The 18,859-nt window shown below is 40.1% G+C and carries 12 protein-coding genes; 10 read left to right on the top strand and 2 right to left on the bottom strand.

Going from position 1 to position 18,859, the window contains the following annotated elements; all coding sequences use genetic code 11:
* The first annotated feature begins 246 nt into the window (after positions 1-246).
* From purL to HMJ38_RS15425, 8 genes are all read left to right on the top strand, one after another.
* Positions 247-3,927 (top strand): phosphoribosylformylglycinamidine synthase, encoded by a 3,681-nt coding sequence (gene purL / locus HMJ38_RS15385; protein WP_194975307.1) that lies wholly within the window; start codon positions 247-249, stop codon positions 3,925-3,927.
* Positions 3,928-4,113: 186 nt separating this feature from the next.
* Entirely contained in the window at positions 4,114-4,497 is a 384-nt protein-coding gene (locus HMJ38_RS15390; RefSeq protein ID WP_194975308.1) for a GxxExxY protein, read from the top strand.
* 204 nt (positions 4,498-4,701) lie between these two features.
* Positions 4,702-5,685 carry a GSCFA domain-containing protein gene (locus HMJ38_RS15395; protein WP_194975309.1) on the top strand — a complete coding sequence of 328 codons (984 nt, stop codon included), beginning with the start codon at positions 4,702-4,704 and terminating at the stop codon, positions 5,683-5,685.
* A gap of 380 nt (positions 5,686-6,065) precedes the next feature.
* Positions 6,066-8,090, top strand: a complete 2,025-nt coding sequence (locus HMJ38_RS15400) for a thioredoxin domain-containing protein (RefSeq protein ID WP_194975310.1) — start codon at positions 6,066-6,068, stop codon at positions 8,088-8,090.
* An 8-nt stretch (positions 8,091-8,098) separates the two neighbouring features.
* Complete coding sequence (gene priA, locus HMJ38_RS15405) at positions 8,099-10,618, top strand: replication restart helicase PriA (protein WP_194975311.1); 2,520 nt, start codon at positions 8,099-8,101, stop codon at positions 10,616-10,618.
* Between the two features lie 169 nt (positions 10,619-10,787).
* Complete coding sequence (locus HMJ38_RS15415) at positions 10,788-11,498, top strand: uracil-DNA glycosylase family protein (protein WP_194975312.1); 711 nt, start codon at positions 10,788-10,790, stop codon at positions 11,496-11,498.
* Positions 11,499-11,662: 164 nt separating this feature from the next.
* Complete coding sequence (locus tag HMJ38_RS15420) at positions 11,663-12,757, top strand: DUF6563 family protein (protein WP_194975313.1); 1,095 nt, start codon at positions 11,663-11,665, stop codon at positions 12,755-12,757.
* A gap of 106 nt (positions 12,758-12,863) precedes the next feature.
* Complete coding sequence (locus tag HMJ38_RS15425; protein WP_194975314.1) at positions 12,864-13,409, top strand: hypothetical protein; 546 nt, start codon at positions 12,864-12,866, stop codon at positions 13,407-13,409.
* Between the two features lie 14 nt (positions 13,410-13,423).
* Here HMJ38_RS15425 and HMJ38_RS15430 read toward each other — a convergent pair whose 3' ends face one another.
* Positions 13,424-14,662: a hypothetical protein gene (locus HMJ38_RS15430; RefSeq protein WP_194975315.1), complete on the bottom strand. Its 1,239-nt coding sequence runs from the start codon at positions 14,660-14,662 to the stop codon at positions 13,424-13,426.
* Positions 14,663-14,765: 103 nt separating this feature from the next.
* Here HMJ38_RS15430 and HMJ38_RS15435 point away from each other — a divergent pair, with 103 nt between their 5' ends.
* Together HMJ38_RS15435 and HMJ38_RS15440 are read left to right on the top strand one after the other, a co-directional pair.
* Positions 14,766-15,284: a YfiT family bacillithiol transferase gene (locus tag HMJ38_RS15435; protein WP_194975316.1), complete on the top strand. Its 519-nt coding sequence runs from the start codon at positions 14,766-14,768 to the stop codon at positions 15,282-15,284.
* 75 nt (positions 15,285-15,359) lie between these two features.
* Complete coding sequence (locus HMJ38_RS15440) at positions 15,360-17,576, top strand: adenylate/guanylate cyclase domain-containing protein (RefSeq protein WP_194975317.1); 2,217 nt, start codon at positions 15,360-15,362, stop codon at positions 17,574-17,576.
* On the opposite strand, the gene HMJ38_RS15445 is transcribed toward HMJ38_RS15440, so the two are convergent.
* Positions 17,567-18,811, bottom strand: a complete 1,245-nt coding sequence (locus tag HMJ38_RS15445; protein WP_194975318.1) for a S8 family peptidase — start codon at positions 18,809-18,811, stop codon at positions 17,567-17,569. The two genes, HMJ38_RS15440 and HMJ38_RS15445, sit on opposite strands and share 10 nt — an antisense overlap.
* Positions 18,812-18,859 lie beyond the last annotated feature (48 nt).

Below are 18,859 nucleotides of genomic sequence, written 5' to 3' on the forward strand. Positions count from 1 at the left end.
AGAATAATTCAACCCACTTCGGGGTTGGGAGTTTATTACGCTGAATATATATCCAAATCACCTCCGGGTTCCACCCGGGGCAAATAACCATATCGGTATTCAATCCCATTCGGGATTGGGATCATCGGGGCAACTGCCAACTGAACACTGCCAACTTCCTTGCACTTCCCCAAAACAAACCTTTAAACTTTTGCCCCAAATGTTTACCTTTGCTGCTTCTTCAAAAAAGGCTTCAAAAAACCGCACATGATCCTCTTTTTCCAATCACCTCAAGCATTGATTTATGCCGTTCAGGCAAAACAACCACTACACCAACAAGATATTGACAAACTCATTTGGCTCTTCGGAGAGGCAAAACAGCTTGGTGCTGAAAAAGTTGAGGGAACTTATGCCGGCCCAAGAAAGGAAATGATCACCCCTTGGGCCACCAATGCGGTGGAGATTACGGTCAATATGGGGATTGTTGGGATCCAAAGGATTGAAGAATACTACCCCATTACAGAAAATGATAGCATTGATCCAATGCTACAGCATAAATACCTTGGTCTGGATCAGGACATTTTTGATATTCATCTTGAGCCGGAAAAAATCATTCCTGTCACCGACATCAAGGCATACAACAAAAAGGAAGGACTTGCGCTTACCCAAGAGGAAGTGGACTATCTGGAAGATGTCAGCAAACAATTGGGCAGGCCTTTGACCGATTCTGAAGTTTTTGGTTTCTCTCAGGTCAATTCAGAACATTGCCGTCACAAAATCTTCAATGGTACTTTTGTCATTGATGGGGAGGAAAAAGAAAAGACCCTTTTCCAACTGATCAAAGAAACTTCCAAAAGACATCCCAATAAAATTGTTTCTGCCTACAAGGACAATGTAGCCTTTGTAGATGGACCCAAAGCGCAACAGTTTGCTCCTAAGACCCAGGATAAACCTGATTTTTTTGTTCCGGAAACCATTGAAACAGTCATTTCCTTAAAAGCAGAAACGCACAATTTCCCCACCACGGTTGAGCCATTCAATGGTGCAGCAACAGGTGCAGGCGGAGAAATCAGGGACAGGTTGGCGGGAGGTACTGCTTCCATTCCTTTGGCTGGAACAGCCGTTTACATGACCTCATATTCTAGATCCGAAGAGGGCAGGAGTTGGGAAAAAAATCTTGCAGCAAGAAAGTGGTTGTATCAGACCCCGATGGATATCCTGATCAAAGCTTCCAACGGAGCCTCTGATTTTGGAAACAAATTCGGTCAGCCTTTGATCTGCGGTTCTGTATTGACTTTTGAGCATGAAGAGGATGGAAAAGCCCATGGTTTTGACAAAGTGATCATGTTGGCCGGCGGGGTTGGATTTACCCGAAAAGAATACGCCAAAAAGAACGAGCCTGTAAAAGGCGACAAAATCATCGTCATGGGTGGCGACAACTACCGAATTGGCATGGGCGGTGGTGCGGTATCTTCGGTAAATACCGGAGAATTCAGCAATGCAATCGAACTGAATGCGATCCAAAGATCCAATCCTGAAATGCAAAAAAGGGTTTCCAATGTCATCCGTGCCATGGCCGAAACCCATGATAACCCTATCATTTCCATTCATGACCATGGTGCTGGTGGACATTTGAACTGTCTATCGGAATTAGTTGAAAGTACAGGTGGTACCATCCATATCGACAAATTACCTGTAGGTGACCCGACACTTTCCGCCAAGGAAATTGTGGGCAATGAATCTCAGGAAAGAATGGGTTTGGTAGTCCATGAAAAAGATGTAGCAATTCTTCAAAGGATTTCCGAAAGGGAAAGAGCACCATTCTATGTGGTCGGTGAGACCACGGGCGACATGCATTTCAAATTTGAAAACAGCAAAACCGGCGAAAAACCCATTGATTGGAATCTGGCCTATATGTTTGGATCTTCTCCAAAAACGATCTTGGAAGATACGCCGATCAAACCCAATTTCGCAGAACCTGAGTACACCCCTGATCAATTAAAATCCTACATCGAGCAGGTGCTTCAATTGGAAGCTGTGGCCTGCAAGGATTGGTTGACTAACAAAGTGGACAGGTCAGTGACGGGCAGGGTTGCCAAGCAACAGACTACTGGAGAAATACAGTTGCCATTGAACAATGTGGCCGTGATGGCATTGGATTTTACCGGACAAAAGGGAATCGCTACCTCAATAGGACATGCCCCTGTAGCCGCCTTGGCAAATCCTGAGGCAGGTTCTAGACTGGCTATTGCAGAAGCCTTGACCAATTTGGTTTGGGCACCGATTACAGATGGACTTTCCGGAGTTTCCTTGAGTGCCAATTGGATGTGGCCCGCAAAGAACCCCGGAGAAAATGACCGCCTCTACCGTGCCGTAGAAGCCATTTCTGAATTTTCCATTGAATTAGGGATCAATGTGCCTACAGGTAAGGATTCATTATCCATGACCCAAAAATATCCAGGAGGCAAAACAGTGTATTCACCTGGAACAGTGATTATTTCTACTGTTGGAGAATGTTCGGATCCTAAACTGACCATATCTCCTGACTTGAAGCCTGTTGAAGGCAGTAAGGTTTATTATATTGATTTTTCCAAAGATTCGGCCAAATTGGGTGGATCGAGTTTTGCCCAGGTATTGAACACAGTGGGCAATGAAACCCCTGATGTCAAGGACAGTCAGTATTTTTCAAAGGCTTTTATGGTTGTCCAAAAGCTGATAGAAAAAAAGGAAATCCTTGCAGGTCATGACATTTCATCAGGTGGTTTGATCACTGCTTTGCTGGAAATGTGTTTCCCTTCCAAAAATATTGGTTTGAAGGTGAAAACAGTAAGATTGAATGAAAAGGATCCCATAAAAGCACTTTTCTCCGAAAATCCGGGAGTATTGATTCAAGTCAAGAACGCGGAAAGGACAAGGGCAATATTGGAAAATTATGGACTTTCCTACCATTCATTGGCAGAATTGACCTTAGATGGCAAAGTTTATCTGGAACGAACAGGTCTGACTTTGGATGTTTCCGAAATGAGGGACACTTGGTTCAAGTCTTCATATTTATTGGATAAAAAACAGAGTGGTGATAGCTTGGCCTTGGAAAGATTTACCAATTACAAAAACCAATCATTGTCCTATAATTTCTCCAATAATTGGGAAGGTACTTTTGATGCTTTTGGGTTGAATCCTTTTAGAAAAGAACCATCAGGAAAAGTTGCTGCCATCATCCGTGAAAAAGGGGTGAACGGTGACCGTGAGATGGCTTATTCCTTGTGGTTGGCAGGATTTGATGTCAAGGATGTACACATGACTGACTTGATTACAGGAAGGGAAAACCTTGAGGAAGTTCAGATGATTGTGTTTGTGGGCGGATTTTCCAATTCTGATGTATTGGGATCTGCTAAAGGTTGGGCTGGTGCATTTCTTTATAACGAAAAAGCCAAACAGGCATTGGATAACTTCTACGCAAGAAAAGATACCCTCAGTTTAGGTGTTTGCAATGGTTGTCAGTTGATGGTGGAGTTGGGTTTGGTAACGCCAACCCATGATGTCAAACCAAAGATGTTGCACAATGCAAGCCATAAGTTTGAATCAATCTTCGTTAATGTCAATATCCCGGAAAACAATACCGTGATGTTCAAAAGTCTTGCAGGACAGCGATTAGGGGTTTGGGTAGCACACGGAGAAGGTAAATTCCAATTGCCCAAACCAAAGGATGCCTACCATATCGGGATGACGTACAGCTATGAAGGCTATCCAGGAAACCCAAATGGGTCTGATCATGCTGTTGCAGGTATTGCTTCGGAGGATGGCAGACACTTGGCCATCATGCCCCATATAGAGCGTTCCCTCAAGCCATGGAACTGGCCCTACTATCCATCAGAGAGGCAAGAAGACGAAATCAGTCCTTGGGTGGAGGCGTTCGTGAATGCATATAAGTGGATGGGTAAGAAGTGATTTCCCGCAAAGACGCTGAGGCGCAAAGATGGAAAAATCCCACAGACACTAAGGCACAAAGAAAAAAAGATCCCGCAAAGGTGCAAAGTCGCAAAGAAAAAAAATGATAAGACATGCCAGATTGTTTGGTATGTCTTATTTTTTTGGTATTTTCATTGAGGTTTTTTAATATAAACTTTTTAGAAAATGACAGAGAATGAACTTGCTCGAGAGGCTGTAGATATAGCTTACCAAATCCACAAATACTTGGGACCAGGATTATTGGAAAGTGTCTACGAGGAGGCTTTTGCATATGAACTGACGGAAAGGGGCATCCCTTTCACAAGGCAGGAAAAAGTGAAGATACATTACAAAAATGTTGTATTGGATAAAGGATTTAGAGCTGACATTATTATGGAGGATAAATTACTAATTGAGCTCAAATCATGTGAAAAAGTCGATAATGTCTATCACAAAATCACATTGACTTATATGAGGCTAAAAGGAATTAAATTAGGTTTGTTGATCAATTTCAATGTGAATCTAATTAAAGAAGGTATTTCCAGAAAAGTTAACGGTCTTGAGGATTAATAGCGAAATTATTTTAAAGTTTTCTCGGGAAAAAGATCTTGTCAATTTAACGCAAGGGGATTTAGGATTTGGTTTTAGTGGAAGGAAAACGGATTTGTAAAATGAAATTTATTTTTCTTTGCGCCTTAGCGTCTTCGCGGGAACCCCTCAAAAATTTTGCATCTTTTTTAAAGGATTTGCGCCCTTTCTTCCTATTTTTAAGCCATGCAAATGACTACCGCTTTTGATATCCCGGAGGGATCACCCAAGATCAATCACCAATCAGTTTTATTCTCTATAGGCTCCTGTTTTTCGACTGTTATAGGAGATAAGCTTTCTGAAAGGAAATTTAATATCATCAATAATTCTTTTGGAACACTCTTCAATCCTGTTTCTATTTGTCAGGTGTTGGAAGATTCGGTGTTGGAAATGCCCATGAATTCAGAGATGGTATTGGTAAGGGATGGGTTGTATTTGCACTTTGGGATGCATTCCGATGTGGTAGGATTTAGTCAGGATTCCCTGGAAAGGTTGATCAATAAAAAGCAAGCTCAAGCAAAAACACAGCTTGAAAAGGCAACACATATCTTCATTACATTTGGTACAGCTTGGGTTTATGAGCATGAAAAATCAGGACTGATAGTGGCCAATTGCCATAAAAAACCTGCTGATCAATTTGAAAAACGTTTGCTACACCCTGAGGAAATCCAAAAGGATTTTGCAGGATTTTTCAATATTCTCCGACAGGTTAATCCTGATGTGAAAGTCATTTTAACAGTAAGCCCTGTTAGACATACCAAGGATGGTATTCCTGAAAACCAACTGAGTAAAAGTATCTTACGGTTGGCTGCTCATGATTTAACGGAGACCTACGATTTTGTGCATTATTTTCCAAGTTATGAGATGATGATGGATGAGTTGCGGGATTATCGTTTTTATAAAGAAGACATGATTCATCCGACTGCACAAGCCGAGGATTATATTTGGGAAAGATTTTTAAAGACTTGGGTAGACCCCAAAGCCCGTCCTTTGATCCAGGAATTCGAAGGAATCAAACGGGATTTGGCACACAGGCCCTTCAATCCCGATAGCCCTGCCCACTTAAAATTCCTCGAAAACCTCCAAAAGAAATTGGAAAAGTATAGCAGGGACTATGACTTTTCGAAGGAAATGGATCAGTTGAGGAAGCAGGTGCAGCAGAGGAAGTAAGGGGAGAAGCAAGAGGCGAGTTGCGAGAGGCAAGAAACAAGAGGCAAGAAACAAGAAACAAGAAACAAGAGCCAAGAATCATAGCCTGTCCCGATGAATATTGTGGAGCCAAGATTCAAGAGGCTAACACCATTGAACTAAAAATAGTATTCAAGAGAATAGGATACCGTGTCCTTGTCACCTCAACGACAGGTCTTGGCCGTGGCGGAAGAGGGCTAATTACCTAAAAGGTAGAACAGATTTCTCTCTAAGTTCGAAACAAGGAAAAGTTAAATTCCAATAGCGATCCATCAAAACGAGGACAACATTCCAATTTAATCCCAATAGCTACTGGACATTAATTCTACAATCTAAAATCTTAGATCTAAAATCTTAATAACATGAACCAACTCATCCATTCCCAATCCCCCTATCTCCTCCAACACGCCCAAAATCCTGTGGAATGGTATCCTTGGGGTACAGAGGCGTTGGAGAAATCGAAGCGGGAGAATAAGCCGATGATTGTCAGTATCGGATATTCCGCTTGTCATTGGTGTCATGTGATGGAGAAGGAGAGTTTTGAGGATGAGGCTACAGCGGAAATCATGAATGCCCATTTTGTTTGCATCAAGATTGACCGGGAGGAAAGACCTGATTTGGACAATATCTATATGGATGCCATTCAGACCATGGGCTTGAATGGGGGTTGGCCGCTGAATGTGTTTCTGATGCCGGACCAAAAACCTTTTTACGGTGGCACCTATTTCCCCAACAAGCAATGGAAGGAACTGTTGCAGAATATAGCCAATGCCTATGAAAACCATTATGACCAATTGGCAGAAAGTGCGGAAGATTTTGGAAGGAGCCTTGGCCGATCGGAATTGGAAAAATATGGAATCAGTCTGGAAAAAGCAGATTTATCTAAGGAGGAACTCGAAAATGCAGTCCAAAAACTCCAAGTCCAATTTGATAGGGAATGGGGCGGTTTGAACCGAAAACCCAAATTTCCGATGCCGGCCATTTGGTCATTTTTAATGGATTATGCTTTATTGAAAAAGGATCAGTCATTATTGGATCATGTCTTTTTCACTTTGAAGAAAATCGGCATGGGCGGGATATATGACCATCTCCGGGGAGGTTTTGCCAGGTATTCCGTTGATGGGGAGTGGTTTGCTCCACACTTTGAAAAAATGCTCTATGACAATGGGCAATTGACGGAACTCTTTGCCAAAGCTTATCAGGTCAGTGGGGAAGATTTTTTCAGGGAGAAAGTCATGGAAACTATCCATTGGCTGGAATCGGAAATGTTGCAGGAAGAAGGTGGATTTTATGCTGCCCAAGACGCGGATTCCGAAGGGGTAGAAGGGAAATTCTATACTTGGACCTACGATGAATTGGAAGCCACAGCCGGAGAGAATCTGGTTTGGTTAAAAAAGTTATTTAACCTCAAATATCAGGGAAATTGGGAAGAGGGAGTGAATATCCTTTTTCAAACCAAAGATTACCAAGATTTGGCATCAGAGGAAGGATTATCTGATTCTGCTTATCTCAACAGATTGAATCAACTTAAAGCCAAGCTTTTGGAAGTCAGGAATAAAAGAATCTATCCCGGTCTCGATGACAAAGTATTGAGTGGCTGGAATGGACTGATGATTTCCGGACTGGTGCAGGCATATCTGGCAACAGGAGAGAAAAAGGCAAAACAATTGGCCTTGAACAATGGTCAATTCCTCTTGGCAAACATGTTCAAAGATGTTGTTCTTTATCGTTCCTACAAAAACGGGAAAGCTTATACTCCAGCATTTTTGGAGGATTACGCTGCGGTGATTCGCGCATTTATTGCTCTATACCAATTGGATTTTGAAACCAAATGGATACTCAAGGCTAAAGAACTTACAGACATTGTTTTGGAACAATTTTACGATGAGACCGATGGATTTTTCTTTTTCAATAATCCCAAAGCAGAAAAACTGATAGCCAATAAAAAGGAACTGTTTGACAATGTAATCCCGGCTTCCAATTCCATCATGGCCCGAAACCTGCACGATTTGGGCTTATATTTTTACAACGATCAATATCTCGAAATTTCAGAGAAAATGTTGGGGGCCATGAAAAAGCTCATCATTACAGAACCGGGTTTTTTGTGCAATTGGGCATCTTTATACCTCAATTCTTTGGTTCCAAAAGCCGAGGTGGCAATTGTGGGAAAGGATGCCAAACAAAAAGCAAAAGCGCTTCAGGGACAGTACTTGCCCAACTATGTTTTATCAGTGACAGCAGATGTCGGAGAAAATATTCCCCTTTTGGAATATAAAGCAGCAGATTCTGATGGAAATGCCTTAATTTACGTTTGCTTCAATAAGGCCTGCCAAAAGCCGGTCACCACTGTTGATGAAGCATTGGCACAATTTCCAACTTTAGCCTGATATTCCTTTTGGAGAGTTTATTCGGAGACCTATACGATACTGAGGACAGCAAAACAAACCTTTTTGCAGATATCATATTGCCTGTTCCCATACCTAAAATGTTTACCTACAAAATCCCTGGAAATCTTTCTGAGGAAATAGGGATAGGATTCAGGGTAATTGTTCAGTTCGGCAAGAAAAAGGTACTTACCGGAATTATCGGAAAAGTCCACCAAAAACCACCCGTGGCCTATGAAGCCAAACCGATATTGGATATTCTTGACAACCATGCCACTGTCAATCCCCTGCAGATCAGATTTTGGGCATGGATGGCGGAATATTATTGTTGCCATATCGGCGAGGTGATGAATGCAGCCCTGCCTTCAGGCCTCAAACTCAGCAGTGAAAGCAAGATTCAGATCAATCCTACGTATGATTCGGATACATCCCCTTACCCTTTAGATGACAGGGAAGAACTACTCCTGCAGGCCTTGGCCAATAAAGAGGAAATGAGTTATGAAGATTGTGAAGCGGTATTGGGAATCAAGTCCATTCACGGCATCATCAAAAGCCTCGTCATCAAGGAAGCCATCTTGGTTTTTGAACAGGTCAAAGAGAAATACAGTCCAAAAGTTGAATTCCGTATCCGATTGGTAAAGGAATATGTGCTGGACAAAAGTCTTTTGGAAACCCTTTTCAATGAAATAGCTTCAAAACCCAAACAAGAGGAAATCCTGCTCAAATATCTGCAGGAAATCCCGGTTTATAAAAAACCTGAACTCAACCAAAAAGGCCTTGACAAAAAGGTGTTTACAGATGCAGGCCTTTCCGTTTCCTCACTCAAAACCCTGATCAAAAACGGGATTTTGGAGGAATACAAGATCATCATCAGCCGCTTTGAGGAGATGGAAGGGAGTGAAGAGGAAATAGTTCTTTCACCCCAACAACTTACCGCCCAACAAGAGATCAAAACGCAATTTGAGGAAAAGAATACCGTCCTACTTCATGGCATCACTGGGAGTGGCAAGACGGAATTATATATCACTTTGATCAAAGAAGCAATGGAAGGGGGTTCTCAGGTATTGTTGCTCTTGCCGGAAATCGCACTGACTACCCACATGGTCGGGAGATTAAGACAGGTATTCGGCAGCAAGATGGGGGTGTATCATTCCAAATATTCCGACAATGAAAGGGTAGAAGTCTGGAACGGTGTGCTGAGTGGAAAGCTATCTTTTGTCATCGGTGTTAGGTCTTCTATTTTTCTTCCCTTTGACAGTTTGGGTTTGGTGATCGTGGATGAGGAACATGAATCTTCCTACAAGCAATATGATCCTGCACCACGATTTCAAGCAAGGGATGCTGCCATCATGCTTTCATGGATCCATCAGGCAAAAACACTGTTGGGTTCGGCCACACCATCCTTTGAATCCTACTACAATTCCCGGATGAAAAAGTACGGTTATGTAGCTTTGGACATCCGCTATGGGGAAGCGCAATTGCCGGAATACCAATTGGCAGATATGCTGGTGGATAAAAAGAAAAACCTGCTCAAACTGGAATTCACAAGGTTGTTAAGGGAAAAAATACAGGAAGCGCTGAAAAATCAGGAACAGGTATTGATCTTTCAAAACCGTAGGGGTTATGCACCCTATATTTCCTGTGAAGATTGTGGTTGGATTCCGGAATGTGAGCATTGTGATGTCAGTTTGACCTACCATCAGTTTGGGGAGGAAATGCGCTGCCATTACTGTGGCTTCAAAGAGAAAGTACCGCATGCCTGTCCTGCCTGTGGCGGCAATAAGCTGAGTGCTGTTGGCTTGGGAACCGAAAGGATAGAGGAAAGTCTTTCCCTGCTATTTCCCGAGGCCAGGATTGCCAGGATGGATTTGGATACGACAAGGAGTAAGTATGGCTATCAAAGACTGCTGGAAGATTTTGGTGGGGGCAATGTGGATATCCTGGTCGGAACCCAGATGATTACCAAGGGCTTGGACTTCGATAGGGTGACGGTAGTAGGGATTATGGATGCTGATAGAATCTTGTATTTCCCTGATTTCAGGGCAGGGGAGCGCGCATTTCAACAGATCACCCAAGTGGCCGGTAGGGCAGGAAGAAGGGACAAAAGAGGCACAGTCATCATTCAGACAAGAAAACCTGAACAGGCCATTTTCGGGCAAATCATGTCAGGAGATTATAAAAATTTTTATGTACAGGAGATGGGGGAGCGGCAACGCTTTTTCTATCCACCTTTTGTCAAGATCATCAAAGTCACCACCCGTCACAAGGACTTCAAAACCGCCGAAAGGGCAGCACGAAATCTACATAACCTGATGGCAGAAATCCAGGTCAAGAAAATCCTCTTGGGTCCGGAAAAAGGCCTTGTCGGCAAAATCAAAAACCAATATATCTTCGAATCCATCGCCAAACTCGACAAAGCCGGAAATGCCCAAGCCCACTTCAAACTGGAACTGCAGCACCTGATGGAGGAATTGCAGACCCATAAGGAGTTTAGGGGAGTGAGGTTTGTGGTGGATGTGGATCCTTACTAATTGTTAAAGATTTACAACAAGAACTAAAGGGTTTACGGGGTTTTTCCCATCGCAACCTAATGAATATGAAATCTTTTTCAGAAAGGTACCCATTTGTGCAGTTAGCAACTGCTGAATTTAAAAGCATTGATAACTTTCTTAATTCTATATTCTTTATTTACCTTCTGAAATGAAAACATTTGCCGATAAAATTATCTCCTATAATTCATCTCTTGAATTCAAAGGAAAACTTCCAGTGGGCATCCGAATCATGAATCCATTTCAGGAGGATAAAAATGTTATTCCGATTTCATCTACATTTTATAAAAAGTACTACAACGACAATCATAAAAGACACTTGATCTTGGGGATAAATCCCGGGAGATTTGGTGCAGGGCTGACAGGTATTCCTTTCACAGATCCCAAAAGATTGATTGCGAACTGTGGGATTGAATTCAATGGTCATTTGGCACACGAGCCTTCTTCGGTTTTCGTTTATGAGGTAATTAATGCTTTTGGCGGCGAAGAAGCATTTTACAAGAGATTTTATATCAACTCAATCTGCCCCTTGGGTTTTACTTCATTAGGGAAGAATGGCAAAGAAGTCAATTACAATTATTATGACAGTAAGGAGTTGACCCAATCGGTTTTTGATTTTATTATTGAAAACATCCGAAAGCAAATAGAAATGGGAATATATACTGATATATGTTATTGTTTTGGTACCGGGAAAAACGAAAAGTTTTTACTCGAATTGAATAATCAATTTGGCTTCTTTAAGAAAATCATAGCCTTGGAACATCCCCGCTATGTCATGCAATATAAATCCAAATCAAAAGAGGCATATATTTCAAAATATTTAAGTGCATTCAATGAGGTAAGAAAACCTTACTTTCCTTAGAAATCGACGACTCCCAGAACGAAGAATATAGAGGGATTCCTGAATAGGTATTAGGCATGAAGATTTGGCGGAAAGAGTTATTCCAAACATCAAAAATATTTTTTCAAACTATGATTGAAATTATAATTTTTTTCTTCACATTCCATGCGAAATTTTATCAACCTATGAAGAAGATTATCACCCTCTTTTTGCTGACCATGTTGGTGCATTATGGTCAGTGCCAAAACGTCAAATCCCATGTAGTTGAAATACCCAATCATGGGATTTATATTCCTAATCAGACGTTTAACATCACCTCGGTTTTGGATAATAGAATCCAGAAGGAAACCATAGGGACAGCTCAAAAAGGAATGTCCAACAGGCAGGTAGATGTTGTCTTTTCAAAGCCTGTAGAAGATTATCTATTGGGTTATTTTCAAAATAACCTGCCTACTTATACGGATGTCACCGAAGTTGTACTGAAGGTGGACAGACTCAGTGTTTCTGAAAGGACTATGGCTACCAAGGAAATTGGTTTTGCGGATTTGGCCATAGAAGTTTTGGTGGAAGAAAACGGGGAGATATTTTCATTCGGTAAGTTTGAAGCAAACATTGAGGAGTCAGGTCTTGATGTGACCTCAGGTCATGGAGAGCGGATTTATCAGGTATTGATGAACTGCCTGCACCAGTTTTCCTCTTCAGAAAAACAGATGTTGGCTTTTGTTCCAATTGAAGAGAAATCTGGTTTTTTGGACTACAAACCATTGATGAGAAAGGGTCTTTTCAAATCTTATAGTGAATGGGTAAATTTGGATTCTGGAAATGAATCCCCAACAGGCTTCAAAATAAAAGGCATGGGAGAAGGAGGGAAGTTTCCAAGGTATCAGCCCATGGATGAAAAAACCAATAAACGCATCAAAGGAATTTTTGCTTTTTCGGATGGTGAATCCTTTTACTTGAACGCTTCACAATATACTGCTGCAGATTATTTTGTCAAAGCCCAGTTAGTTGGACCTTATTTTCTTTTTGAAGATCAGGTAACTGATGCGGCTGCTACTGCCAGTTTTGGTTTAGTGGGAGCCTTAGCTTCTACTAAGACAAACCTATATCTGTTCAATCCCAAATTCGGTACCGTCAGGGTTTTGGATGACAGATATATAAAAGAATTGCTTTCAGGTCATCCTGAAATACTAAAAGCCTGGGAGATTTCAGATGGGAAGAGGGAGATCAAAAAGGATCTTATGGTCATGTTAAATGAAGTATTGCAGGAAAAGGATTAAATATTTGGGTGGCGTTTTTTTTAAATCCTTTCATTGTAAAAGAAATGATAATTTTGCCAAAAATGGTTAAATTGACCAGTACTTCTTTCTTAACCCTCCCAGCCTTATGAAAAAGTTACTGTCAATTATCTTGATCATTTCCTTATTTGGTACCCTTCAAGCGCAGGATATTGCGATTGAAGAACCAGAATTTACTGGAATTATTCTCTTGGTAAAAGATCCGAATACAGGAGAAAAGCTTGAAAAACAAAAGTCTTCCAATGCATCAAAAGCAGATATCGGTGCTGCTATTTTTGGGGTATCCAAAGCAAAAGGGATGAATATGGTAAAGGGTTCCTCAAGCCCTGTACGTACCGCCCACAATGAAAACATCCAGTTTATTGTCAAAGTCAAAGAAAACCATTTTGATCCTGTAGATGTCATCAATATTTTTAAGATGGAATCTGATTCTGAAAAGGATCACAGGTTGATCGTCACCGGTAAAGTTAACTTCAATAAGTCCTCTACACTTGACATTGAATTTATACCCTTTGAAGCTACCAAATATGGTGAGAGTTCTTATTTGGTCAATATATCTGAATTGCAACCGGGAGAGTATGCCATGACTTTGGATGGTTCAAGGGATGTATTCAATCTTTTTGGGGTCGATTAAATATTTTCCTTTGATCAAAACCTCTTTTGCAAATAATATTCCTCCGTTTCCTCCAAAATGTCCAGCTCAACATATTTCCGTTCGACCAGATTTTCATAATCCAAATGGCTCTGCATTAGCTTCATGGAAATGAGTTGGAATGACTCCAAATTGGAAAATTGTGGATGATCGGTGGTAAATTCCAATGGAAATGCTTTCAACTTAAAGCCAGAATCTTTTCCCCAAACAGTCCACATTACGGTGAGGTTTCCCGACCCATCCCGCAGTCTCCAATCTCCCGACCAGTTGTTGTAAACCATGTCACTATTGATTTCTGGATTGCTGATCTTGGAGGATATCATGTCTATATTTTTACTGAGGGGCAATTGTAAAGTTGTTGGTGCCTTTCCAATTTTGACCAAGCCAGCGACGGTCTGACTTGAAATTGTAGCTCTGATAAACGTTTCGTAGGTTTCAAATCGGTTCAAATACCCGATCTGATAATCGTCAATGGCTGGATGGCCTTCCTGTATATTGGTATTTAACCAAAAGCTTTCTTTCCAATTGCCAGCGACTTTTTCGAGAACCTTCACCGTATAAATCAGGCTACCTACCTGGTAATAGGGGATTTTTAAAACTTTATCAAAAGTCTGCATTTGAGAAAAGGTCAAGTTGACCTGCTGCCCATTTTGAGGTTGGGAAATAAAACTATACCTGATCTCTTCCGAATCAGACCGCGTACTGGCAAAGTAATTTTGGCTGTTTTGTGATAGCGTCATTTTGGCACTGGATTGGAATCCTCCAAAAATAGCTGACCCTGAAGTATGCCCTTCTGAGTTGCTGATGAAAGTTGAATTCAAATGTTGCTGATGAGAGACAATTACTTCGAATTCTCCATTCGGATCAAAAGAATTACTTCTCAAAGGTTTTTTTAATCCCAGGACAAACTCCTTTTTAGAATCTACAGAAGTGATTGTTTCAACAATGTATCGGTCAAAACTTTCTCTATCCCGCTTTTTGACAACGGTCACAAGTACCCGTTCTTCATTGCTATCAATTTCAAATGCCAAGTTTACATTATTTGAAAAGGGTTTGAAATCCAATGGGTTGCCTTCCATATCATGCAATAAAATCCAAGCAGGTTCATTTTCTTCAAGATAGTCTGCTTCAATTCTGATATTGAATGCTTGTTTTGATAAATTGTTTGGGGTTTCCATTGGTTCACAGGAAACCAAGGTGATTGCCATGATCATGGCTGCGAGATTTTTTTTCATGGGTGATGAAATTAAAAATTTCCGAAACTTAGTAAAATACCAGGATATTCAATCAGCGTAACTAAAATATTTTCAGTAAATTCCAAATCAAAAAAATGTATTTATGAAATATCCCATAGGCCCTTTTATTTCTCCTAATGAAATCACTTATAAAATGATTCAATTGTGGATTGAGGAAATAGAATCCTTTCCGAATTTGCTTAGGGATGCGGTTCTAAACCTTAAAGAAAGACAATTGGATACCCCTTACCGGGAAGGTGGATGGACTGTCAGACAAGTGGTGCATCATTGCGCAGACAGTCATATGAACAGTTTCATCCGGTTCAAATTAGCGCTTACCGAAAACAATCCGACCATCAAAGGCTATGATGAGGCCAAGTGGGCAAAGTTGCCTGATGGTTGGGATTATCCTATTGAATCCAGCTTGAAGTTGCTTGAAGGGTTACATGAAAGGTGGGTCGCACTTTTGAAATCATTGGGGCCTGAGGATTTAAAAAAGACTTTTTTTCATCCCGAAAAGCAGAAATCCATTCCCCTTGATCAGACCATAGCCCTGTATGCCTGGCATGGGAAACATCATTTGGGGCATGTGAAAATAGTAGCGGATTTGGGAAGAAAATAATGCAAAAAGTTATATATTAGATCGGATTGTTTTTTTATGTTAAAAAAGGGGCCAAATAAAACCTATTCTGCAATTATGTTTTCCGACATTGTTGGATATACAGCCTTAATGGGTGAAAATGAAGATTTGGCATTCCGATTGGTTAAGGAAAACACTAAAATTCATCAGCAAATAATCAAAAACCACCATGGGAGATTGATAAAAGAACTGGGAGATGGTGTTTTGTGCGCTTTTCCAAGTTGCAAGGAAGCTGTTGAGGCAGCACGTGACCTTCAAACACACTATTTAAATTCCAAAGTACTTAAGCTTAGGATTGGGATCCATTATGGTGAAGTGATTTTGGATGGGAACGATGTTTTTGGGGATGCGGTAAATATCGCATCAAGGGTTCAGACTTTAGGGCTACCAGGTTCGGTTTTATTCTCAAAAGAAATACGAAAAAATCTGGAAAACATTTCAGATTTACATTCAATCTCCCTCGGCCACTTTAGGTTAAAAAATGTAAAAGAGCCTGTTGAAATATTTGCTCTTACGAATAATGGACTTGTAATTCCCAAAAGAGGGGAAATGCTCAAGTTATTGGAAAGTAGGGTTAAAAAATTCCTGACATGGGGATTCATTTTAATGACTCTTGGCTTGGTGGTTTTCGGTATTTACCATAAGTCATCTATGAAAAAAATAATCAATATCAATGAAAAGTCCATAGCGGTTTTACCTTTTTATGATATTGAATATTCAGAGGTGAATGATTCTTTGAATTTTAACCTTACAGACAATTTGATAAATGGATTATCCAAGATATCATCTTTTATAGTAATTGATACAGCCAGTTCCAAAAAATATAATATCCAAAATCAGCCAGTCAATGCCATATCCAATAAATTGAGGGTTAAATATCTTGTGACTGGAAATACATATCAAAATGGCGAAAACAGGAAAATAAATATCAAACTATATGAGGCTGATAATGACGATATTCTATGGTCAGAAGATTTTCCTGTTGGAGATGAAATGCAGGATATCCTTGAATTAAACAGGCAAATTATCCTCCAAATTTCCAAAAGACTCGATGTAAAGTTGACGGTATTGGAAATGGAAAACCTGAATTCAAACCCAACAGAAAGTCAGGATGCCTATCTGGCTTTTTTATTAGGGAAAAAGAAGTATCAAAAATACGATAGGGCAGAAAATCAGGAGGCAATCAGGGAGTTTAAAAAGGCTTTGAGATTATCTCCAAACTTCAAAGAAGCCTACCAAGGACTTGCCGATGCCTATGCCCAGAATTATTATTATTATGGTATGGGAGATTATTGGATAGATTCCAGTATCTATTTCAGCAATGCCGCATTGAAAATTGACCAAATGTATTCAGATGCATATTTATCCCTTGGAAGCGCCAGTTATTATAAATTTGATTATCAGGCGGCTGTGGGATATTTTAAAAAAGCAATTTCTATCAATAGTAACAATTCGCGGGCATTGGCAAATCTGGGTTCAACCCTCATGGTACTTGGTAAAATCGATTCATCTCTGATTTATTTGGATAAATCAGTAAAACTCAACCCGCAGAGTTTTATTTCTTTCCAAAATATCGGTTGGAATTATAGATTGTTAAAGGATTATGAAAATGCAATTTGTTGGCTTGAGGAATCAATTAAAATTAAACCAACCCTTCTTAGTTTTGAGCAATTGGCCTATGCCCATATAGGGTTGAATGACTTGGTGGCAGCCAAAGAGGTGGCAGAAAAAATATTAAATCTTGATATTGAGGAAAAAAACAAGCGGGAAATGGCTGGGATGATTTATTTTATGTGTAGGGATTTCGAAAAGGCATATTTGAATTTCAATTTTGCCTATCAATTAGATCCAAACCAGCTTAATTGTGAGGCGAATCCTATGGTAATGTATCTCGGCTATCTTGAAAAAATCATCAAAAACAATAAATTCAAGTCCGAAATATTAATAGAAGGTTGTAAAGCCTATTTGGATGGCAATATCAAAGCTGGGAGTCAGGATCCCGAAATTTTTTTTGATTTGGTTAAATATTATGCTGTTAAAGAGGATTTGAACAATTGTCTAAAATCTCTTAAAGAAGCTGAAATACACCATTGGAATGATATTTTTTTCTTAACCCATAACCCCATTTTTGATGTCTTTAATGATGAAGCTGAATTTAAAAGATCAGTTAACAATCAGAATATGAAAGTTAATTTAAAACGGAAGAACTCCCTTAAAATCAACAATGATAATCTTAATAAAGGGATTGCTACATTTTTGGATTGCTATAGATGAGGGATTTTGTAATCCTGACCTCTGTAGGTTATATAATCCTGAGTTGAGGGTAAATCATTTTTTGCATGAACTATCCCTGCTGTCAGGGCGCAGGCCATTGAGGTACCCGACATGTATCCATAATCATTGTTGGGTAAAGTTGAATAAATATCGCTTCCGGGAGCAGCCCATTTGGCACAGGTTCCAAAATTAGAATAAAGTGCAAATCCGGATATATATTGGCAGGTGTAGTCCAACGCTGCCACGGTGATAGCTCTTGTTGGATAGGAATAGCTACCAGGAAAATTCAAATTTGCATCACCAAAATCATTTCCCGCTGACATTACTACAAAAACCTTATATAGCTCAGTAAGCCATTTTATTCTTAAACTTATTGGATTGTCGGTATCAAAGCTCAAATATGGATCCACTGCTCCAAGACATAACATGACTACATCCCCAGGTCTCTTATGAATCAACACATGCTCTAAGGCATGAAAAACATATGAGAATCTTCCGATACCACATTCATTTAGGATTTTAACTGATACAAGTTCGGCTCCCATAGATATGCCATTCATTCCATACAGATTGCCATTTGTGGATTTTGCAGCAGCTATTCCTGCGCAATGCGTTCCGTGACCATTCTTATCTACCAATGGACTTCCCAAAGTACTAGGAATGGAAGTTGAAAGTTGACTATTGACATTGAGGTCAGGATGATTCCCATCTATCCCTGTATCAAGAACCCAAATCCTTCTACTACTACTATTGGGAACCGGGCCTCCCGATAACAAGACAGCGCAACTTGTATTAAATTGGGTATCATAAGGTTCAAATAATGAGACAAGTTCTCCATTTTGCATCCTTGGCCTGCTTCTGCCTTGCATCCTTGGTCTACTTCTGCCTTGCATCCTTGGTCTACTCCTTTGGGATGCAGGTCCACTTTGCATTATGATGTCCTCCTCAAGAAACCCGACATATTGATCAGCCTCTAAACTTGAAATTTTCTCCAATGGAAATTCAGATGTGAATCCAACCTCAAACAAGTAGAAAATGCTTTCAGGGTTGATTCCATAAGAAGAACAAAATTCATTTATCTTAGCAATGAGATCTTCTATCTCTTGGCTTTTTGAATTTATAATTTTATTTATATCTCCTCCCATTAAATCTTCCTCTGAAATGATGGGATTACTGAATTCTGGTATAAAATAAACAATAATGGGAACTAAGGATTGATTTGATTCGCTTTTCATGACTAAAATATTTATTGGTGAAAAAAAACTCTAAAAACTTAACTGTCA

This window comes from Aquiflexum lacus, from assembly GCF_015476655.1.
In the GTDB taxonomy this organism is placed as follows: domain Bacteria; phylum Bacteroidota; class Bacteroidia; order Cytophagales; family Cyclobacteriaceae; genus Aquiflexum; species Aquiflexum lacus.